The 19,878-nt window shown below is 62.1% G+C and carries 19 protein-coding genes; 15 read left to right on the forward strand and 4 right to left on the reverse strand.

Annotated elements, in window-relative coordinates; translation table 11 throughout:
- The first annotated feature begins 6 nt into the window (after positions 1 to 6).
- From N0P34_RS11400 to topA, 6 genes are all read left to right on the forward strand, one after another.
- Positions 7 to 990 carry an aspartate carbamoyltransferase catalytic subunit gene (locus N0P34_RS11400; protein ID WP_275603367.1) on the forward strand — a complete coding sequence of 328 codons (984 nt, stop codon included), beginning with the start codon at positions 7 to 9 and terminating at the stop codon, positions 988 to 990.
- Positions 987 to 2,279 (forward strand): dihydroorotase, encoded by a 1,293-nt coding sequence (gene pyrC, locus N0P34_RS11405; protein WP_275603368.1) that lies wholly within the window; start codon positions 987 to 989, stop codon positions 2,277 to 2,279. Before N0P34_RS11400 ends, pyrC begins: the two co-directional genes overlap by 4 nt.
- A gap of 29 nt (positions 2,280 to 2,308) precedes the next feature.
- On the forward strand, positions 2,309 to 2,809 hold the full coding sequence (locus N0P34_RS11410) for a DUF1993 domain-containing protein (RefSeq protein WP_275603369.1): 501 nt from the start codon (positions 2,309 to 2,311) through the stop codon (positions 2,807 to 2,809).
- A 194-nt stretch (positions 2,810 to 3,003) separates the two neighbouring features.
- On the forward strand, positions 3,004 to 3,612 hold the full coding sequence (gene plsY / locus N0P34_RS11415) for a glycerol-3-phosphate 1-O-acyltransferase PlsY (RefSeq protein WP_275603370.1): 609 nt from the start codon (positions 3,004 to 3,006) through the stop codon (positions 3,610 to 3,612).
- Between the two features lie 11 nt (positions 3,613 to 3,623).
- Positions 3,624 to 4,742, forward strand: coding sequence for a DNA-processing protein DprA (gene dprA, locus N0P34_RS11420; protein WP_275603371.1), 1,119 nt, complete (start codon positions 3,624 to 3,626; stop codon positions 4,740 to 4,742).
- A 120-nt stretch (positions 4,743 to 4,862) separates the two neighbouring features.
- Complete coding sequence (topA, locus tag N0P34_RS11425) at positions 4,863 to 7,535, forward strand: type I DNA topoisomerase (protein ID WP_275603372.1); 2,673 nt, start codon at positions 4,863 to 4,865, stop codon at positions 7,533 to 7,535.
- A 78-nt stretch (positions 7,536 to 7,613) separates the two neighbouring features.
- Here topA and N0P34_RS11430 read toward each other — a convergent pair whose 3' ends face one another.
- Positions 7,614 to 8,660: a dipeptidase gene (locus N0P34_RS11430; RefSeq protein ID WP_275603373.1), complete on the reverse strand. Its 1,047-nt coding sequence runs from the start codon at positions 8,658 to 8,660 to the stop codon at positions 7,614 to 7,616.
- A 14-nt stretch (positions 8,661 to 8,674) separates the two neighbouring features.
- Here N0P34_RS11430 and rnr point away from each other — a divergent pair, with 14 nt between their 5' ends.
- Together rnr and N0P34_RS11440 are read left to right on the forward strand one after the other, a co-directional pair.
- Positions 8,675 to 11,089: a ribonuclease R gene (gene rnr / locus N0P34_RS11435; protein WP_275603374.1), complete on the forward strand. Its 2,415-nt coding sequence runs from the start codon at positions 8,675 to 8,677 to the stop codon at positions 11,087 to 11,089.
- Positions 11,090 to 11,093: 4 nt separating this feature from the next.
- The gene (locus N0P34_RS11440) at positions 11,094 to 11,498 is read left to right on the forward strand and encodes a DUF983 domain-containing protein (protein ID WP_275603375.1); all 405 of its coding nucleotides are present in this window, start codon (positions 11,094 to 11,096) and stop codon (positions 11,496 to 11,498) included.
- 77 nt (positions 11,499 to 11,575) lie between these two features.
- Here N0P34_RS11440 and N0P34_RS11445 read toward each other — a convergent pair whose 3' ends face one another.
- Positions 11,576 to 11,992 carry a hypothetical protein gene (locus N0P34_RS11445; RefSeq protein ID WP_275603376.1) on the reverse strand — a complete coding sequence of 139 codons (417 nt, stop codon included), beginning with the start codon at positions 11,990 to 11,992 and terminating at the stop codon, positions 11,576 to 11,578.
- A 120-nt stretch (positions 11,993 to 12,112) separates the two neighbouring features.
- Between N0P34_RS11445 and rpmG the strand changes: the two genes are divergently transcribed.
- Positions 12,113 to 12,280 (forward strand): 50S ribosomal protein L33, encoded by a 168-nt coding sequence (gene rpmG / locus N0P34_RS11450; protein WP_046104197.1) that lies wholly within the window; start codon positions 12,113 to 12,115, stop codon positions 12,278 to 12,280.
- Between the two features lie 388 nt (positions 12,281 to 12,668).
- Here rpmG and N0P34_RS11455 read toward each other — a convergent pair whose 3' ends face one another.
- Positions 12,669 to 14,039: a PleD family two-component system response regulator gene (locus tag N0P34_RS11455; protein ID WP_275603377.1), complete on the reverse strand. Its 1,371-nt coding sequence runs from the start codon at positions 14,037 to 14,039 to the stop codon at positions 12,669 to 12,671.
- Positions 14,040 to 14,126: 87 nt separating this feature from the next.
- Positions 14,127 to 14,498, reverse strand: coding sequence for a response regulator (locus tag N0P34_RS11460; protein ID WP_275603378.1), 372 nt, complete (start codon positions 14,496 to 14,498; stop codon positions 14,127 to 14,129).
- A gap of 142 nt (positions 14,499 to 14,640) precedes the next feature.
- On the opposite strand from N0P34_RS11460, the gene N0P34_RS11465 reads away from it, so the two are divergent.
- The 6 genes from N0P34_RS11465 to N0P34_RS11490 all read left to right on the forward strand — a co-directional run bounded on the left by N0P34_RS11465 (position 14,641) and on the right by N0P34_RS11490 (position 19,878).
- On the forward strand, positions 14,641 to 14,919 hold the full coding sequence (locus N0P34_RS11465) for a DUF3572 family protein (protein WP_275603379.1): 279 nt from the start codon (positions 14,641 to 14,643) through the stop codon (positions 14,917 to 14,919).
- Positions 14,920 to 14,928: 9 nt separating this feature from the next.
- The gene (locus tag N0P34_RS11470; RefSeq protein ID WP_275603380.1) at positions 14,929 to 16,248 is read left to right on the forward strand and encodes a DNA polymerase IV; all 1,320 of its coding nucleotides are present in this window, start codon (positions 14,929 to 14,931) and stop codon (positions 16,246 to 16,248) included.
- Entirely contained in the window at positions 16,245 to 16,703 is a 459-nt protein-coding gene (locus tag N0P34_RS11475) for a RidA family protein (protein WP_275603381.1), read from the forward strand. The genes N0P34_RS11470 and N0P34_RS11475 overlap by 4 nt, the downstream gene beginning before the upstream one ends.
- A 76-nt stretch (positions 16,704 to 16,779) precedes the next feature.
- Positions 16,780 to 17,541, forward strand: a complete 762-nt coding sequence (locus tag N0P34_RS11480) for a glycerophosphodiester phosphodiesterase family protein (RefSeq protein WP_275603382.1) — start codon at positions 16,780 to 16,782, stop codon at positions 17,539 to 17,541.
- A gap of 37 nt (positions 17,542 to 17,578) precedes the next feature.
- Complete coding sequence (locus N0P34_RS11485; protein WP_275606967.1) at positions 17,579 to 18,703, forward strand: GNAT family N-acetyltransferase; 1,125 nt, start codon at positions 17,579 to 17,581, stop codon at positions 18,701 to 18,703.
- Positions 18,704 to 18,753: 50 nt separating this feature from the next.
- Positions 18,754 to 19,878, forward strand: coding sequence for a hypothetical protein (locus N0P34_RS11490; protein ID WP_275603383.1), 1,125 nt, complete (start codon positions 18,754 to 18,756; stop codon positions 19,876 to 19,878).

Here is a 19,878-nt window from a genome sequence, read left to right on the forward strand (position 1 = left end):
GAGCGCATGGCCCAAATTCCCGCCAGCAACACCACTTCGTCCACCGGTTCGTCCGGTGACTTCCCCCCCTTCCGCCAGCGCCATCTGATATCGATCGCTGACCTCAAGCAGCACGAGATCATCGATCTGCTCGATCGCGCCGAGCGCATGGTCCCGGTCAGCCGGCAGGAGCGGAAATCCCTGCCTACGCTTGCAGGCAAGACGCAGATCAACCTGTTCTTCGAACCCTCGACCCGCACCCAATCCTCCTTCGAGATCGCCGGCAAGCGCCTCGGCGCGATGGTGGTGAACATGTCGGTCAAGACCAGCTCCGTTTCTAAGGGCGAAACCCTCGTCGACACCGCCGCCACGCTCAACGCCATGCGGCCCGATGTGCTGGTCGTGCGCCATTCCGCTGCCGGTGCCGTCGAGCTGCTCAGCCAGAAGGTGGGTTGCTCGGTGATCAATGCCGGCGACGGCGCTCATGAGCACCCGACTCAGGCGCTTCTCGACGCGCTCACCATCCGCCGCCACAAGGGCCGGATTTCGGGCCTCACAATTGCCATCTGCGGCGACATCGCAAATTCGCGCGTCGCCCGCTCCAATCTGCTGCTTCTGCAGGCGCTCAATGTGCGCACCCGCGTCGTTGCGCCGAAAAACCTCCTGCCCTCCGGCATCGAACACCTCGCCACCGAGGTCTTCACCGACATGGAAGCGGGCCTCAAGGATGTCGACGTGGTGATGATGCTGCGCCTCCAGCATGAGCGCGCCAATGGCAAGATGATCCCGTCCGTCCGCGAATATTATCGCTTCTATGGGCTCGACGCCGCCAAGCTCGCCCATGCCAAATCCGATGTCATCGTCATGCACCCCGGCCCGATGAATCGCGGCGTCGAAATCGACCCGGCCATTGCCGATGGTGCGCGCTCGGTCATCACCGAACAGGTCGAAATGGGCGTAGCCGTGCGCATGGCCGTGCTCGATGCCCTTCTCTCAGGAGACCAGCAATGACCCGGCCGCTGCTGATTGAAAACGCCCGCATTCTCGATCCCGCCTCCGGCACGGATGCGCGGGGCGCGGTTCTCGTCGAAGATGGTCGCATCGCCGATCTGTCCCTGGGCGGTCCTGTCGGCGTTCCCGATGGCGCCGAGGTCATCAATGCCGCCGGGCTCGCGCTCGCGCCTGGCCTGGTCGATATGCGCGTCTTTACCGGCGAACCCGGCTGGGAATATCGCGAAACCCTCGCCTCGGCGGGCGAAGCTGCGGCTGCTGGCGGCGTCACCAGCTTCGTGATGATGCCCGACACCTTGCCCGTCGTCGACGATGGGGCTGTGGTGGATTTCCTCATTCGCCGCGCCAAGGCGACGTCCAAGGTCAATATCCTGCCCGCTGGCGGCATCACCAAGGGCCTTGCCGGTCAGGAACTCTCCGAGTTCGGGCTGATGAAGGAGGCTGGTGCCGTCTGCCTCAGCGATGGCCGCCGCTCGATCCAGTCGACCGCCATGCTGCGCACGGCCATGTCCTATGCCGCCAATTTCGACATGACCATTGTCCATCATCTGGCCGATGCCGGTCTCGTGGGCGATGGCGTCATGAACAGCGGCCTCTTCGCCACCGTTCTCGGTCTCAAGGGCATTGTGCGCGAAGCCGAGACCATCCCGCTCGCCCGCGACGTGCAATTGGCATCGCTCACCGGCGTCCGCTATCACGCGGCCCAGATTTCGACCGGTGCGTCCGTTTCGATCCTCAACAGCGCCAAGGCGCACAATTCGAAGATCACCGCCGGCATTTCGATCAACAATCTCTGCCTCAACGAAAACGACATCGGCCGCTACCGCACCTATTTCAAGCTGGCGACACCGCTTCGCTCGGAGGATGATCGCCAGGCCGTCATCGAAGGCCTGCGCTCAGGCGCCATCGACACCATCCATTCCGATCACGATCCGCAGGACAGCGAGGGCAAGCGCCAGCCGTTTGCCGAAGCCACGGATGGCGCCATCGGCCTTGAAACCCTGCTCGCCGCGGCACTCCGCCTCCACCATTCCGAGGAAGTTCCCCTGTTGACGCTCTTGCGGGCGATGACCAGTCGCCCGGCCGAGATTCTCGGGCTCGAAGCCGGCCGCATCGCCAAGGGTGCCCCGGCCGACCTTATTCTGGTGGATCTCGATTATCCCTGGCAGGTCAACGAGAACGCCTTGAAGTCGCGCTCCCGCAACACCAGCTTCGAGGGTGCCCGCCTTGCCGGCAAGGTCATGCGCACCATCGTTGGTGGACAGACAGTGTTCATGCACGAGGACTAGACGGCCAAACTCATACCCAGGAAATCAAGATGACATTGTCGATGTATTCGGCCTCGGTGCCGGTCTTTGCGCGAATGCTCAAGAATCTGCTGGCCATTTTCGAAAAGGCCGAGGCCTACGCCGCCGAAAACGGCATCGACCTGCAGAGCTTTGTCGAAACGCGCCTCGCCGCGGATATGCACCCGCTGCGCAACCAGGTTCAGATAGCGACCGACGGCGCCAAGGGCGTCCCCTCGCGTCTCGCCGGCAAGCCGGTGCCAAGCTGGCCTGACGATGAAATCACCTGGGCCGATCTCAAGGTCCGCCTGCAAAAGGGCATTGATTACCTCGCGACCTTCTCCCCGGACGATTTCGCCGGAGCCGATGACCGCCCGGTGACGCTCACCCTTGGTGGCAAGGATGTTGAGGTCCGCGGCGACGACTACCTCCTCAATCGGGGCCTTCCGAACTTCTTTTTCCACATCACCACGGCCTACGACATTCTGCGCCACAAGGGCGTGCCCATCGGCAAGCGCGACTATCTGGGCTAGCGTCCGCGCTCCACCGATGTGACGAAACAACGTCCTCCCCTTGAGGGGAGGGCAGCAAAACTGGGCCGTTTGGCCGCAGCGACGGTGGGAGTGGATAATCCTGGCCTGCGCCTGTGAAAAGGCGGCTGCCCCTCACCCGCCTCTTGCTCATTGCCCATCCCGGCGCTACTCCTCTCGGTAATAGGGGAGTAACCATGCCGACCGACTTTTTGCCGCTCATCTTCGCGCTTGTGCTCGGCTATCTCTCCGGCTCGATCCCGTTCGGCCTCATTCTCACGCGGGCGGCTGGCCTCGGCGACATCCGCAATATCGGCTCAGGCAATATCGGCGCCACCAATGTGCTGCGGACCGGTAACAAGAAGATTGCCGCTGCGACACTCGTTCTCGACGCGCTCAAGGCAGCTGTTCCGGTGCTTGTCGCCCGCTATTTCTGGGGCGAAGAAGCCGCCATGCTCGCTGCTGTCGGTGCTTTCCTCGGCCATTGCTTTCCGGTCTGGCTCGGCTTCAAGGGCGGCAAGGGCGTTGCCGTCATGATCGGCTCGCTCTTTGCCCTCGCCTGGCCCGTCGGCATCATCTTCTGTGCCGTCTGGCTGATCATCGCCTTCGCCCGCAAGATTTCCTCCCTGGCCGCCCTTACCGCTGCGGCGACGGCACCGATCTTCGCCTATCTCTTCGGCAGCCCGCTGCTGGCGTTGACCGTAATCGTCCTGGCGCTGCTGCTCTTCTTCCAGCACCGCGAAAATATCGCCCGGCTCCTCGCCGGCACCGAGCCGGCCATCGGCGGCTCGAAGAAGGCAGCCTGATCTTGAGGGGCGTGGGAGAAAAAAATCTCACCCCCTCGCAGCGCGTTTCCTGGCTCCGGCTTCTGCGGGCCGACAATGTTGGCCCCGTCACCTTCCGGCAGCTGATCAACCGGTTTGGTACTGCTGAGGCCGCCCTTTCCGCCCTGCCCGCCCTCGCCCGCACGACGGGTCGTCCACTCCGCATTCCCACCCTGTCGCAGGCCGAAGACGAGATCGCTGCGGCCGCACGCTTTGGCGCCCACCTCGTTGCCATTGGCGAACCCGGCTATCCGCCGCATCTCTCGCACATTCCCGGCGCGCCCCCGCTCATCACCATTGCTGGTGGCGAAAATCTCGACTGGCAGCGCAGCGTCGCCATTGTGGGTGCGCGCAATGCCTCCTCTGCCGGCATCAAGATGACGCGCCTCCTATCCGAGGAGCTGGGCAGATTGGGATTCGTTATCGTCTCCGGTCTGGCGCGCGGCATCGACGCGGCGGCCCATCGCGCCAGCCTCGCAGTCGGGACCATCGCCGTCCTTGCCGGCGGCTTCGACAAGATTTATCCCAGCGAGAACATCCCGCTGGCCCACGACATTCTCGACAATGGCGGTGCGCTTCTCACCGAAATGCCGCTCGGCTGGGAGCCGCGCTCTCGCGACTTCCCGAGGCGTAATCGGCTGGTTTCGGGTCTGTCGCTTGGTGTCGTGGTGGTGGAGGCAGCAAAGCGCTCGGGTTCGCTGATCACTGCCAGGCTGGCCCTCGAGCAAAACCGCGATGTCTTTGCAGTGCCCGGCTCCCCACTCGATCCGCGCGCCGAGGGCGGCAACCTGCTCATCCAGCAGGGCGCGCGCCTCGTTACGTCAGCGCAGGACATAGCCGACACGATCGGCCATGCCGATCCCTCGCGCTCCATGCTGTTCGATCCTGAATGGATTCCGGATCCCGCCCTTGACGGGCAGGACGTCATGCCGGGCGAAGATGATCGCGCCCGTCTCATGAGCGCCCTCTCCACCACCCCGATCGAGGTTGACGAGCTCATCGCGCAGCTGGCCCTGCCGCCTTCGGCCATGCAGATGCTGCTGCTCGAACTGGACCTCGCCGCCCGCATCGAATGGTCCAGCGGCCAGCTCGTCGCCCTCCGCTACGACTGATCCGCCCGGCCCCGGCAGTCGCGCACAAAAACGGGACGTGCATGGCTCCCCGTTGACACCGGACCAGACGTTCACCATGTTGCGCGCTCTTTGAATGAGCAGTTGCGGAACGGATATTCCATGAAGGTCGTTGTCGTTGAAAGTCCGGCCAAGGCCAAGACAATCAACAAATATCTGGGCAAGGACTATGAAGTCCTGGCCAGCTTCGGCCATGTCCGCGATTTGCCGGCCAAGGACGGTTCCGTTCGCCCGGATGAAGATTTCGCCATGTCATGGGAAGTCGACACGGCCGCCAAGAAGCGTATTGCCGACATCGCCGGCGCACTGAAGAACGCTGACGGCCTGATCCTCGCAACCGACCCTGATCGCGAAGGCGAGGCCATTTCCTGGCACATTCTGGACGTTCTGCGCGCCAAGAAGGCACTCAAGAAGGATGTTCCGGTCCAGCGCGTCGTCTTCAACGCGATCACCAAGGATGCCGTGACGGCGGCCATGGCCAAGCCGCGCGACATCGACATGCCGCTGGTCGACGCCTATCTCGCCCGTCGCGCCCTCGATTATCTCGTCGGCTTCACGCTATCGCCCATTCTGTGGCGCAAGCTGCCGGGCTCGCGTTCGGCCGGCCGCGTGCAATCGGTGGCGCTGCGTCTGGTGTCAGACCGCGAATCCGAGATCGAAAAATTCAAGGCCGACGAATATTGGTCCGTCGAGGCCCAGCTCAGCCAATCGGGCAAGAGCTTCCTCGCACGCCTGTTTTCCGTCGACGGCAAGAAGACCGACAAGCTCGACATCAAGACGGGCGAAGATGCCGCCGCGCTGAAAAAGCTCGTCGAGGCCGGCCAGTTCAATGTCTCCAACGTCGAAAAGAAGCCCACCAAGCGCAATCCCTACGCGCCCTTCACCACTTCGTCGCTGCAGCAGGACGCGTCCTCGCGCCTCGGCCTTTCGCCCAGCCGCACCATGCAGGTGGCTCAGCGCCTCTACGAAGATGGTCTGATCACCTATATGCGTACCGACGCCGTGCAGATGGCCCCTGAGGGCATCGCCATGGCCCGCTCGGTCATCGGCAAATATTTTGGTGACGAATACCTGCCGGAGAAGGCACGCGTCTACCAGACCAAGGCCAAGAACGCCCAGGAGGCCCACGAGGCCATCCGTCCCACCGACATGTTCAAGCGGCCAGAAAGCCTCAGCATCGATCCCGATCAGCAAAAGCTCTATGCGCTGATCTGGAAGCGTACGCTGGCCAGCCAGATGGCTTCCGCCGAGATCGACCGCACCAGCGTCGATATCGCCGTCAACGTCCCCGGCCGCGCCGCCAGCCTGCGCGCCACCGGCTCGGTCGTCACCTTTCCCGGCTTCCTCACGCTCTATGGCGTCGAGGCCAAGACCGATGGCGAAGAGGACGATGACGAGGGTCGCGAACTGCCCCCGCTCAAGGTCGGCGACAAGCCGGACCTGAAAAAGGTCGAGATCGAGCAGCATTTCACCCAGCCGCCTGCGCGCTACAGCGAAGCGAGCCTGATCAAGAAGATGGAAGAGCTCGGCATCGGCCGGCCGTCCACCTATGCGGCGACGCTGACCACGCTCAAGGACCGCAATTACGTCAGGCTCGAGGGCAAGGCGTTGCACCCCGAAGATCGCGGCCGCATCGTCACTGCCTTCCTCGAATCGTTCTTCAACCGCTATGTCGAATACGGCTTTACTGCGGGCCTCGAAGAGCAACTCGACCAGGTCTCCGCGGGCGAACTCGACTACAAGGTGCTGCTGCGTGACTTCTGGAAGGATTTCACCGCCGCCACCGAAGAGATCAAGGATCTCCGCGTTTCCGAAGTCCTCGACGCGCTCAACGATCTGCTCGCGGACCACATCTTCCCGCCACGGGAAGATGGCACCGAGCGCCGCCAGTGCCCCACTTGCGGCACCGGCGTCCTGTCGCTGAAACTGGGCAAATTCGGCGCCTTCATCGGCTGCTCGAACTATCCCGAGTGCAAGCACACGACCCAGCTTTCCGACGCGGCCAATGGCAATGCGGCGCAGGCCGGCGCAGGCGATGGCGTGCTCGGCACGGACCCGGAGAGCGGCGAGGAAGTTCACCTCAAGTCCGGTCGCTTCGGCCCCTATGTCCAGCTCGGCGACGGCAAGGAGCCCAAGCGCTCCTCCCTGCCCAAGGGCTGGGAGCCAGGTTCGCTGACGCTCGAAAAGGCGCTCCAGCTCCTCTCACTGCCGCGCGAAGTCGGTCTCCATCCGGAAACCGGTCTGCCGATTTCGGCCGGCCTCGGTCGCTACGGCCCCTTTATCCTGCATGATGGCAAATATGCCAATCTGCCTGATGTTGAAGAGGTTTTCACCGTCGGCATTAATCGTGCGGTGGATCTCATCGCGCAAAAGGCGGCTGGTGGCTTCAAGCGTGGCGGTGGCGCAGCCGTGGCCGCAATCCAGACCTTCGAGCACGATGCTGGCCCGATAACGGTCCGCGCCGGTCGCTATGGCCCCTATGTCAACCAGGGCAAGATCAACGCCACCATCCCCAAGGACGTCAAACCCGAGGATGTCACGCTCGATCAGGCTATCGCCTGGATCGCCGCCCGCGCCGAGGTCACCGGCACTAAGGTGAAAAAGGCTCCGGCCAAGAAGGCAGCTGCCAAAAAACCCGCAGCGAAAAAGGCGACCACCAAGAAGGCCGCCGCTGACGACGAGGCAGCTGAAAAGAAGCCCGCCGCCAAAAGAGCCGCCCCTAAAAAGGCCGCCGCCAAAAAGTCCACCGTCACCGACGAAGACGTGCCGTTCTAAGAAAATGAGGGCGCGGCGCTCGCGCCACGCCCACTCTGCTCCTCCCCCTTCACAGGGGGAGGCCCGGTGGGGGCTTTTTCACCCCATCGTCCGCCCGATCACGCTCATCCAGTTCCCCAGCGCAATTTTTCGCACCAGCTCGTCGCCAAACCCCTTGTCGAGCAGCGCCTGGAGCAGTTTCTGCACGCCGGTGACGTCCTTGATCGGCGCCGGCATGGTGGCCCCGTCGAAATCGCTGCCCAGCGCCACGCCGTCCTCGCCCAGCGCTTCGACCAGCGCCTCGACATGGCGAACCATCAACTCGATTTCCATATCCGGCTCCATCTTGCCGTCCGGCCGCAAGAAGCCCGTGGCATAATTGAGCCCGACGACGCCACCACTCTCGCGGATGGCGGCCAGCTGCCAGTCCATCAGATTTCGCGTCGATGGGCAGATGGCATGGACGTTGGAGTGGGTCGCCACCAGCGGCTTGGAGGAGACCGCTGCTACATCGCGAAAACCAGCGGCGTTGAGATGGCTGAGGTCGATCATGATCCCCATGCGGTCGCACACGCGGACGAGTTCCTTGCCCGCATCGGAAAGACCCGGCCCGATATCGGGCGTGCTGTCATGGCGGAAGGGTACGCCGGTGCCAAACGCATTGGCGCGGCTCCAGGTGATGCCCAGCGAGCGGAACCCGGCGGCGTAAAGCACTTCGAGGGCATTGAACTCGGTATCGATCGCCTCGGCGCCTTCGTGGTGATAGATCGCCGCCAGCTTTCCGGCGTCCATGGCCCCCTGCAATTCGGCTGCGTTGCGGCACACTTGCAGCGCCCCCGCCCGCTCCAGTTGGAACATCAGCGCCGCCATGCCATTGGTCGTGCGCTGCGCCTCGGCGATGTCGAGCTCGGGCGGCAATTGCCCCCCGGAGGTCGTGGGCGCGGACGCTACGGCGCCGAGATTGGTTTTCAGCGGCGGCGGGAACATGGCGAAGAACCCGCCCACCATGCCAGCCGCCTTGGCCCGCGGCAAATCGATATGCGCCTCTGCCATGCCCTGGGTAAAGAGCTCCACCTTATTGGGGCGCGCGTCATCGAAGAGACGCAGCAACGTATCATTGTGGCCGTCGAAGAAGGGAATGGTCATGGAATCGCCTGCAGTTGAAGCCCGCATTTCAACCTGCCCCCACCTCTCACCGCAAGGGCGCGGTCTCTCGCGGGCAGGAAGGCAACGTCCCGGCGCTTGAGGCATTTGGCAAATGCCGGCTGATCACCTACATATCGCTCAACATGAAGAACAAAAAACCAATCAAACAAAAGAACACCTCGGGCCCTCGCCGGAGTGAGCAGCCGCGCGCCGATGCTCTTCCGACGCGCGAGCAGCTTCTCGAAGCTCTTGCCCAGGATGCTGACATCAAGGGCAAGCGCGATCTTGCCAAGGTGTTCGGCATTCGCGGCGACATGCGGCGACCCTTCAAGGCGATGCTGGCCGAGCTTGAGGGCGACGGCATCATCACCCGCACCCGCAAGGCGCTGCGGCGCACCGCCGCCCTGCCCCATGTCACCGTGCTCGACATTCCCTCCGATGCCGATCCCGACAATCTGCATGCCTTCCCGGCGCAGTGGAACGAGGAAGAAGGCGAAAAGCCCCGCGTCGCCGTCGTTCCCGGCCGTGATGCCCGAGTCGTGCCCGCCCCTGGCGATCGCATCCTCGCCCGCATCGATGCCGGCGATGGCGAAATCCCTGTCTACACCGCCAAGCCGATGAAGGTGCTCGACAAGCCCCGTCGCGCCCATATCGGCATCGTCCGCATGGACAATGAAGGCGCCCGCCTCATCCCCATTGATCGCAAGCAGAAGGAAATGCGCATTCCTCTCGGCGATCTGGGCACCTCCAAGGACGGCGATCTGGTCGAGGTCGAGGTCAAGCTCTCCGGCCGGCTGATGATTCCGCGTGCGAAGGTGACCAATGTCATCGGCAACCCCGCCTCCGAAGGCGCGGTATCGATGATCGCCATCCACAATCTCGAAATTCCCTATGTCTTCCCCACCAGCGTCATCCGCGAGGCCAAAGAAGCAAAGGAAGCCACCCTCAAGGGTAGAGAAGACTGGCGCGACCTTCCCCTCATCACTATCGATCCGCCTGACGCAAAGGACCATGACGACGCGGTTCACGCCGCGCCCGATGATGATCCGAACAATGATGGCGGCTTTGTCGTCACCGTCGCCATCGCCGACGTCGCCGCCTATGTCACGCCGGGCTCTGCCCTCGACCGCGAGGCCTATCTGCGCGGCAATTCGGTCTATTTCCCAGACCGCGTCGTGCCCATGCTGCCCGAGCGCATTTCCAACGAGCTTTGCTCGCTCAAGGAAGGCGTGCCGCGCGCGGCACTTGCCGTGCGTATGGTGCTCAACGCCGATGGCCGCAAGATCCGCCACAGCTTTCACCGCATCCTGATGCGTTCGGCGGCCAAGCTCAGCTATCAGCAGGCCCAGGAAGCCATAGACGGCAATGCCGACGACAAGACCGGGCCGCTGCTCGAGCCCATCCTGCGGCCGCTCTGGGATGCCTATGGGGCCATGGCCGGGGCGCGCGACAAGCGCGGTCCGCTTGATCTCGACCTGCCCGAGCGCAAGATCATTCTCGACGCGAAGGGCATGGTCGCCGACATCCGCATCCCCGAGCGGCTCGAAGCCCATCGCCTCATTGAAGAGATGATGATCGCGGCCAATGTCGCGGCAGCCGAAACGCTCGAACACAAGCGGACGGAACTGCTCTATCGCGTCCATGACGAGCCCTCGTCCGAAAAGCTGCAATCGCTCCGCGACTTCCTCGGCAGCCTCGATATCGCGGTCAAGAAGTCTGACAATGTCCGCGCGTCCGATTTCAACGGCATCCTCGCCCAGGCCCGCAAGGCCGGCAATGTCGAGCAGGTCAGCGAAATGGTCCTGCGCAGCCAGGCCCAGGCCGAATATGCGCCAGAGAATTACGGCCATTTCGGTCTCAATCTCGACCGCTATGCGCACTTCACCTCGCCCATCCGCCGTTATGCCGACCTCATCGTGCACCGCGGCCTGATCCGGGCGCTGGGTCTTGGGGATGACGGGCTGACCGATCAGGAATCGGCAAAGCTCGCCGGTATCGGCCAGCACATCTCGGCCACCGAGCGTCGGGCCATGCTGGCGGAGCGGGAAACCTCCGATCGCCTGCTGGCGCAATTCCTCGCCCAGAAGATCGGGGCGAAATTCGAGGGGCGAATCTCCGGCGTTACGCGCTCGGGTCTCTTCATCCGCCTGCTCGAAACCGGCGCGGACGGCTTTATTCCGGCCTCTACCCTGGGCCAGGACTATTATCGATATGTCGAAGAGCGCCAGGCGATGATCGGCGAACGCACCGGCGAAACCTTTACCCTTGGCGACCGCGTCACCGTGCGGTTGCTCGAAGCGGCACCCGTAGCCGGCGCGCTACGCTTCGAACTTTTGTCCGAGGGTGTCCGCGGCAATCCGCCATCTGGTCGTCGCTTGCGGAAAGGGCCATCTAAGAGCTACGGGCCGAAGGGCCGTAAAAAGAGGTAGCGCTATGTCCGAGCAGGCCACTGTTCTCAACGCCCCTGAAGATCGCAATGTCGGCCAGTCGATCTGGCGCGGGACACTGTGTCGTTGTCCCCATTGCGGCAAGGGCAAGCTGTTCCGCTCCTACCTCAAGGTCGCCGACCAGTGTGCCTCTTGCGGCGAAGAGCTGAAATATCATCGCGCTGATGATTTTCCGCCCTATATCGCGATCACCATTGTCGGCCACGTCATCATCTTCCTGATGATGCACATGGACATGGAATATCAGATCAGTCCGATGTTCTACCTGCTCACCATGATCCCGCTCGCCATCGTCATGTCCCTGGCTCTCCTGCCCCCGATCAAGGGCGCCATCGTCGGTTGGCAGTGGGCAAGCCGCATGTATGGCTTCGGCGCCGTCCGCAACGACTGACACGTCGTCGATATCGAAATTCTGGCGGCCTCCTGGTGGAAACCGGGAGGCCGCTTTCGTTTGTCGGTTGCCGCCACTCAGGCGAAGCTCGATCCCTCCCTGGCTTTCACCAGGGCCTTGGGCCTGAAGCGCAGCGCCGACCACTCTGCATCCAGGGCAACCTGGCGCACAGGGCGGTAGCCAGCGGCCGCAAGCGCCTCCCAGCCCCTGTCCCGCGTCAACCCGATGCTCCTGCCCGTCTCGCCCTTGCGGTAGGCGACCCAGAGCAGCCCATCAGGCGGCAACTCCTTGAGGATGCGCGGGGTCATGGCCTCCACCTCGGCGGCAGAGCTGAAACAGGCTATGACGCCGTCATAATAGGAATCGCCGTGCACCAGCTCGACCTCGGCACCGGCGCTCAATTCCTCGGCAATCGTTTGGGGCACATTGATCAGCCAGAGCTTTGTGCCCGAGGCAATCTGCAGTTTATGCAGCAGTTCAGTCGGCGCGGCCATTTCCGCTCCCTCCAGACAACGCTATTGTCTTGACAACTGGTGGCAAATCCGTAGGTTGCGCCCAAATTCCGGCGCTGCCTCGGCTCGCGGCGCCTTTCGTTTTGTGAAGGACCGCGAACTATGGCAAAAGCCGCCACTATCAAGATCAAGCTCGTGTCGACTGCCGATACCGGCTTCTTCTACGTGACCAAGAAGAACGCCCGCACCCAGACCGAAAAGCTGGCGTTCAAGAAGTACGATCCGGTCGTGCGCAAGCACGTCGAATTCAAGGAAGCCAAGATCAAGTAATCTTGCTTTCACTGCAATAGCGAAAAGGCCCTGCAAGCGATTGCGGGGCCTTTTCGCTTTCGGCCGTCCATTCGCATCGGGCCCTCACAAATGCTAGCAGTCTGCTAACGAATTCGGCACATTGGTGTCAGATTTGGGGAGCAGACAAGGCTGGTCCGGAGCAGCACTTGAAGAGGCCACTCTCGCCGCTTCCGGACCAGCCGCCCTACGGGACCCAGGCGTTGCGGCGGACCCAGGTAAAGCCGTAGGGAACTGTCGCAGCTGGATTTTTTCCTGCGCTGCTGTCTGAAACGACCCTACGCCTGCCGGCCGCAAACGCAAGAAAATCCCAGCCACGGCTCACCGCAACCGTTTGTTAATTATAACCGATAACCCTAACGGCCAAAGTTCAGGCGGCGTCCAGCACAACCTTGTTGCGCCCCTCGCGCTTGGCCCGGTATAGCGCAACGTCCGCCCGCTTGATCAACGTTTCCGGCGTATCGACGGCGTCCTCGTTGAGCGACACTCCCACCGAGACCGTTACCGACAATGGGCGCTGGAGCCCCACCTCGAATGGCCGCTCGGCAATGGCATGGCGCACCCGCTCGGCCACCATCTCGGCGCTTGCGACATCGGTATCCGGCATCAGCACCACAAACTCCTCGCCGCCGAAGCGGCAGGCGAGGTCGACCCCGCGGACATTGCGCTTGAGGCGGGCCGAGAACTCGCGCAATACCGCGTCGCCAATGTCATGGCCGTAATTATCGTTCACGGCCTTGAAGTGATCGATGTCGAGAATCATCAGGGCCAGATCACGCTCCTGATTTTGCGCCTTGCCCAGCATCACATTGAGATGCCTGTCAAAATAGCGGCGATTATAGAGCCCGGTCAGGTCGTCGGTGACCGCCAGGGCCATTGTGCTGTTGACGCTTTCGCGCAATTCCATCGCGTATCGGTGGCGGCGAATCTGGGTGCGGACGCGCGCCAGCAGCTCATTGCGCTCTACGGGCCGGCTGATGAAATCATTGATGCCCAGGTCAAGCGCGCGCAGCACTTTCGGCTTGTCCGCCTCTTCGGCGATCAGAATGATCGGCAGGCCCCTTGTGTGGTCTACCGTCCGAATTTGGGAGCATACGCGCAGGGGGTCGAACTCGCCCAGCGCCATGCTCACCAGCGCCAGCTCATAGCGGGAACCCGAAACCTGGAAGACCGCGTCTGCGGGTGCCGTCAGGATATCAACCTTATGCTCGGAGGCGAGCTGTGCCCTTATCCTCTCGGCGTGACGAACATCACTGTCGATGAGCAGCAAGGAGCCACCAGAGGCCGAAATATTGTCCATCGCCCTCAGGGCATCTTCTATGGCGATCTGCTGTCCGGTCATGGCCCGCGCCCGCAACTCATCGGTCAGACCTTTGAGGCGCACCAGGCTCTTCACCCGGGCCATGAGCTGCATGTCGTCGACGGGCTTGGTCAGGAAATCGTCGGCCCCCACTTCCAGCCCGCGTACGCGGTCGGAAGGCTGGTCGAGGGCGGTAATCATGAGGACCGGAACGTGGTGCGTCTTAGGGTTGGCCTTCAATCGCCGACAGACCTCGAACCCGTCCATGTCGGGCATCATCACGTCGAGAAGGATGATATCGACGTCATTTTCGGCGCATATGGCGAGCGCCTGGGGTCCGGAATTGGCCGTAAGGACCTCAAAATACTCGGCCGTCAGCCGCGCTTCGAGCAGGCGCACATTGGTTGGAACATCGTCGACGATCAGGACCCGGGCAGTCACGCTTCTTCCCCCAAAGCAAGCGGATAGCGGCGCATCCATGGGGTGGCGCTGCCATCGAGCAGAAACCTGTAGGTAGAATTCCCTAGATCAGGCTGGTCCAATGTATTGGGCAATAGTTTCCAGAAAGTGTGGCACGGAGATAGGTTTGGAGATGTAACCCTCGCAGCCGCCTTGGAGAATCCTCTCCTCGTCGCCCTTCATGGCGAAGGCGGTGACCGCGATGATCGGAATGTGGGCGAGTTGATCGTCGTCCTTGAGCCATTTGGTCACAACCAGGCCCGAGACTTCGGGCAATTGGATGTCCATGAGGATCAGGTCGGGCATATGTGCTCTGGCCAGCTCAAGGGCCTCCATGCCGCTTCGCGTCTGGATGACCCGATAACCGCGCGATTCGAGCAGATCGTTGAAGAGCTTCATGTTGAGCTCGTTGTCTTCCACGATCATGACTGTCTTGGGCATTATTCCTCGCTTGCGTGGTTGCCGCTGTAATGGCTGGCGTCGGCCGAGAGCTTTTCCGGTGTCCGGAAACGCAGTGCCCTTTCACTTCCCCGCAGTTCTAGGCTAGCATGGAACGGTTACAAAACCTCAAATGAGCCCTAACTTGTCCGCGTCCAGCATATTGGCCTCCGACGTCTCGGCACTGGCGGATGCCTGCCTTGGCTATCTCGCGGAGCATCCCGACGAACTTCTGGCCTTCATGCAGCAGGCTGGCTTTGACCCGCAGAGCCTGCGCGCCGCTGTCGGCTCGGAGCGCCTGAAGACCGGGCTGCTTGACTATTTCGCAGCCAACGAGCCCCTGCTGCTGGCCCTCTGCGCCAATGCCGGAACCACCCCGGAAGCCTTCATGAGAGTGTGGTACAAGCTCAACCCCGCAGGGTGATGCAAACCCATGGCCTGGCTATGTCGAGACTGCCTGACGACTGGGTTCGACGCCGTTGAGCCGCGCCGCTGCTCGTCCTGCGGCTCGCCACGCCTGCGGGCACATGACGAGCTTTTTTCGCTCAACATCGCCCATGTCGATTGCGATGCCTTCTACGCGTCGGTGGAAAAACGCGACGATCCAAGCCTCCGCGACAAGCCGCTGATCATCGGCGGCGGCGTACGCGGCGTTGTCTCGACCTGCTGCTACATTGCCCGGCAAAACGGCATCCGCTCGGCCATGCCGATGTTCAAGGCGCGCGAACTTTGCCCGGATGCCGTGATCATCAAGCCGAACATGGCCAAATATGTAGAGGTCAGCCGACAGATTCGCCGCCACATGGACATGCTGACCCCGCTGGTCGAGCCGCTGTCCATCGATGAGGCCTTTCTCGACCTCTCCGGCACCGAGACCCTTCACAAGGCGCCGGCGGCGGTGGTGCTTGCTCGCTTTGCCCGCACCGTGGAACAGGAGATCGGGGTCTCCATCTCCGTCGGCCTCAGCCACAACAAATTCCTCGCCAAGGTCGCATCCGATCTCGACAAACCCCGCGGTTACGCCGTGATCGGGGAAGCGGAGACCATGCCCTTCCTCGCGCCAAAACCCATCAGCCTGATCTACGGCGTCGGCAAGGTCTTCTCCGAGACCCTGCGCAGGGATGGCTACCACACCATCGGGCAGTTGCAGGAAGCGGACCCGGAACAATTGATGCGCCGGTATGGCGAGTCTGGCGCGCGTCTCGCGCGACTTTCCCGCGGTCAGGATGCCAGACGCGTTTCAATTGATGGAGAGATGAAAACCATCTCCTCGGAAACCACTTTTAACTCGGATATTGCGACGCTCGAGGACTTGTCCACCGAACTTCTGAAGGTCTCCGAGAGGCTGTCCGAACGGCTCAAAGCCAAGGGCGTTGTCGGCGATACCGTCACACTTAAGCTCAAAACCACCGGTTTCCGGTTGCGGACTCGCGCTCGACACCTGATTATGCCCACGCAGCTTGCGAATGTACTCTACGAGGCCGGGCTCGGCCTTCTGCAGCGTGAGGTGGATGGCACGCCATTCCGGCTTATCGGAATCGGCGTCTCCGGCATCGAGGCCACCGATGGCTTCGATCCGGCTGACCTGCTGGAGCCCATGGTTGCGCGCAAGGCGGCGGCGGAGCGGGCTATGGACCGCGTCCGGACGCGCTTTGGGCGTAGCGCCGTCATACGAGGCAAGCTTTACAAATCCCGGCCCGACGCCGTGTCGGCGCCTCCGCAGCAAGAAGACCTAGAAGGCAAGACCAAATGACCGACCCGATCGAAAAGCTTCGCGAGTACGGCTACGAACTCCCCGCACCAAAGGCCCCGGTAGCGAGCTATGTGCCCGTCACCCGCAGCGGCAATCTGCTTTATGTCTCGGGCCAGATCTCAAGCAATGAAAGCGGCGTCGTGCAGGGCCGACTCGGCGACAACATGAACGTCGTTCAGGGCGGCAATGCTGCCGAACTGGCCGCCATCAACGTTCTCTCCCAGGTTGTCCATATGGGCGGCATTCCCCTGCAAGAGGTGAAGAAGGTGCTCAAGCTCACCGTCCTCGTGGCCTCGACTCCCGAGTTCAATGAACAGCACCTCGTGGCAAACGGCGCGTCGAACCTCATCGTCGGTGTGCTCGGGGACAAGGGCAAGCATGCCCGCGCGGCCTTCGGCGTTGCGTCCCTGCCGCTCGGTGCAGCCGTCGAAATCGAAGCGATTTTCGAGGTTTAAAAGCCTATGGAGGCGTGACGAAACCGACATGCAATCATGTCTGCGGATCGCCTCCAGCACTCCCCCCAGGGCCCAAATGTCCGTTCCGCTCTTCCCTCGCCCAGTCGCCCATCGCGGGCTGCATAATCGCGCCGAAGGCATTATCGAGAACAGCGCCAGCGCCTTTGCGGCCGCAATCGCAGGCAATTTTGCCATCGAGTGCGATCTGCAACTGACGAGGGATGGCCACGCGGTATTGTTTCACGATGAAGAGCTGGACCGCCTGACTGGAGAATCGGGCCTTGTCAGCGATCGGCGGATCGCTGAAATGACCGACATCGCGCTGCTCGACAGCGCGTCTGGAGACCGGCCACAGACGCTGGCCGCATTTCTCGAGCAGATCGGCGGGCGCACCCTGCTCCAGATCGAACTCAAGCATCAGCCGAGCGCCGACGCTATCCGCCAGCTCGCCAAGATAGCGGCCGATGCCCTGGCCACCTATTCAGGCCCCGTCACCGTCGAATCCTTCGATCCCCGCCTGATCGTGCTCATGCGCGAATTCGGATTTTCCGGCCCGCGTGGCATCATAACCTATGATTATGAATCCGAGGACTATCCGCCCGGGCTCACCGAGGATGAGCGCTACGTCCTGCGCCATCTGCTCCACTGGCACGAGACCCGGTTCGATTTCATCTCCTGCGACAAGGAGGCGCTGAGCCTGCCCGCCATCACATTCTGGCGCGCGCTCGGCAAACCTGTAACCGCATGGACGATCCGATCCAAGGTTGAAGCCGAGGCGGCTCGTCCCTACATCGATCAGATCGTCTTTGAAGGGTTCGACCCGGACCGTGCCTCCTAACGACCTCACCGCCACGATCTATCCCACGACTGCGTCCATAGCGCCGGAGGTCTGGAACGCCCTCGTCCCGGGCACCGATGGTGTTCCCAATAGCCCCTTTCTCGATCACGCCTTTTTCCGCGCCCTGGAAGAATCGGGCTGCGCCACGGCCCTCACCGGCTGGCAGCCGCAACACATCGTCATCACCGATGCTTCCAAGCGCGCCGTCGGGCTGCTTCCGCTCTTTCTAAAATCCCATTCCATGGGCGAATATGTCTTCGACCACGGTTGGGCCAATGCCCTCGAACGTGCAGGCGGCAAGTATTATCCCAAGCTCCAGGGCTCCGTGCCGTTTACCCCCGCCACGGCACCCAAGCTTCTCGTGCCCTCCGGGGATATCGGGATAAAGGCAGCGCTGCTCCAGACCGCGCAGGATCTGGCAAGCCAGCGCAAGGCCTCGTCGGTGCATCTGACATTCCTGCCCGAAGACGAAGCTCAATTGACCAATGTGGAGGGCTGGCTGCCGCGCGTCGACACTCAGTTTCACTGGCACAATCAGGGTTTTGCCGATTTCGAGCAGTTTCTCGCCACGCTCTCGTCCCGCAAACGCAAAGTGATCCGGCGCGAACGTCGCGACGCCCTGGCGGATGGCTTGACGGTAAAATGGCTGAGCGGCTCCGACATCACCGAGGCCCATTGGGACGCGTTCTTCGATTTTTACGAGGACACCGGCGCACGCAAATGGGGCCGCCCATACCTCAACCGCAACTTCTTTTCTCTCCTGGGCCAATACATGGCCGACCGGGTCGTGCTCATGCTCGCCTATGACGGCGCCACACCGATTGCCGGCGCCATCAATTTTCGCGGCCACGATCGTCTCTACGGTCGCAATTGGGGCGCAACGCGCGACGTGCCGTTCCTCCACTTCGAGGTCTGCTATTATCAGGCCATCGACTATGCCATTGCCCACGGCCTGGCTGTCGTCGAGGCGGGGGCCCAAGGGGAGCACAAGCTGGCCAGGGGCTACACGCCGGTCACCACGCATTCGGCACACTGGATCGCGCATCCTGGTTTGCGCCAGGCAGTGGCCTCCTATCTCGAGGAAGAACGGCCCGCTATCGCCCGAGAGCAGGCAATCCTTGAGGGCTACACACCCTATCGCCGCGGCGATCGTATCGAGTGACGCGCCCAAAGAGGCTTTTCCTTTGGCGTCCGGACCACTAAACAGAAAACATGGTTTGGGATGTCCTGATTTTCCTGCTGCAAGCAGGCGTAGCCTTCATAGTCTCCACAGCGCTGTTCGATGCACTGCATTGGCTGCTGCACCGATGGGAAAAATCGCCCAACCCGCTTCTGCGGAAGTTCTCTTCGTGGCACTGGGTCCACCACAAGTTCCTGGGCCTCGATATGCAGGTCAATCCTGCGTATGCGCGGCTGAATATCTGGTTCCACATCCTTCCCGAGTATCTGACCTCGATGATCGGGACAGCGCTTTTCCTTCTGGTCTTCCCCTGGCCGCCGATCGTGGCAGTAGCGATATTGCGCACGATCATGCTCGGCATGACCCTGCGGGAGGAAGGGCTGGACTATAATCACATGTCCATGGACCGCGTCGGCGGCAAGCAGAGTTTGTGGTGGGTGAATAACAACTACCACGCCATGCATCATGTCTATCCGAACAATTTCTTTTCCTCCTTCGCGAACGTATTCGATCTTATGGCCGGCACTGGCAGCCAGATAGAAGGCCGGCGTTTCCTCGTCACGGGAGCCAGCGGGGCATTTGGAGGTGCATTGGTCAAGGCACTCGAAAAGCGCGGTGGAGTTGTCGAAACCGCCAAGTCCGGCGTCGATTTTTCCGCCGGCGAGTATGCCGGGATGAAACAGAAGCTTGAGCGCGCCGATGTGCTCGTCCTCTCTCATGGCGCGAAATCGGGCGATTGCTGGAATGCCAACTACACGACGTTCCGTGATTTGATCGAGACCTTTACCGAGCTTGGCAAGGATCGGCTCGCGCCCCCAGAGGTTTGGGCGCTCGGCTCTGAAGTGGAGTTCCACGGCGATATGGGCCTGGCAGAGCTGAAGGACTATTCGGCCTCCAAACGCGCGTTTGCCGCGCGCGCGCGCCGCTACTATCGCTCCGACGACCTCATCTACCGGCACATCGTTCCTTCTTCCTTCACCTCGGCGATGGGTAAGGGCGCGATGTCCGCTGAGACGGCGGTGGGAATCGCGCTATTCTTCATTACACGCGGGTTCAAATACGTGCCGGTGACGCTGACTGGCCTTGCCGTACTGAACTTCTTCCGCTTCCGATATGGCAATAACGTCGCCGATGAGATGACCGCACCGGCAGAATGA

Source organism: Devosia sp. FJ2-5-3 (assembly GCF_029201545.1).
In the GTDB taxonomy this organism is placed as follows: domain Bacteria; phylum Pseudomonadota; class Alphaproteobacteria; order Rhizobiales; family Devosiaceae; genus Devosia.

What these genes read in the sequence shown, in the direction of transcription:
- N0P34_RS11400 (WP_275603367.1), top strand. Translation starts at nt 7, where the DNA reads ATGGCCCAAATTCCCGCCAGCAACACCACTTCGTCCACCGGTTCGTCC.
- pyrC (WP_275603368.1), top strand. Translation starts at nt 987, where the DNA reads ATGACCCGGCCGCTGCTGATTGAAAACGCCCGCATTCTCGATCCCGCC.
- N0P34_RS11410 (WP_275603369.1), top strand. Translation starts at nt 2,309, where the DNA reads ATGACATTGTCGATGTATTCGGCCTCGGTGCCGGTCTTTGCGCGAATG.
- plsY (WP_275603370.1), top strand. Translation starts at nt 3,004, where the DNA reads ATGCCGACCGACTTTTTGCCGCTCATCTTCGCGCTTGTGCTCGGCTAT.
- topA (WP_275603372.1), top strand. Translation starts at nt 4,863, where the DNA reads ATGAAGGTCGTTGTCGTTGAAAGTCCGGCCAAGGCCAAGACAATCAAC.
- N0P34_RS11430 (WP_275603373.1), bottom strand. Translation starts at nt 8,660, where the DNA reads ATGACCATTCCCTTCTTCGACGGCCACAATGATACGTTGCTGCGTCTC.
- N0P34_RS11440 (WP_275603375.1), top strand. Translation starts at nt 11,094, where the DNA reads ATGTCCGAGCAGGCCACTGTTCTCAACGCCCCTGAAGATCGCAATGTC.
- N0P34_RS11445 (WP_275603376.1), bottom strand. Translation starts at nt 11,992, where the DNA reads ATGGCCGCGCCGACTGAACTGCTGCATAAACTGCAGATTGCCTCGGGC.
- rpmG (WP_046104197.1), top strand. Translation starts at nt 12,113, where the DNA reads ATGGCAAAAGCCGCCACTATCAAGATCAAGCTCGTGTCGACTGCCGAT.
- N0P34_RS11460 (WP_275603378.1), bottom strand. Translation starts at nt 14,498, where the DNA reads ATGCCCAAGACAGTCATGATCGTGGAAGACAACGAGCTCAACATGAAG.
- N0P34_RS11470 (WP_275603380.1), top strand. Translation starts at nt 14,929, where the DNA reads ATGGCCTGGCTATGTCGAGACTGCCTGACGACTGGGTTCGACGCCGTT.
- N0P34_RS11475 (WP_275603381.1), top strand. Translation starts at nt 16,245, where the DNA reads ATGACCGACCCGATCGAAAAGCTTCGCGAGTACGGCTACGAACTCCCC.
- N0P34_RS11480 (WP_275603382.1), top strand. Translation starts at nt 16,780, where the DNA reads ATGTCCGTTCCGCTCTTCCCTCGCCCAGTCGCCCATCGCGGGCTGCAT.
- N0P34_RS11490 (WP_275603383.1), top strand. Translation starts at nt 18,754, where the DNA reads ATGGTTTGGGATGTCCTGATTTTCCTGCTGCAAGCAGGCGTAGCCTTC.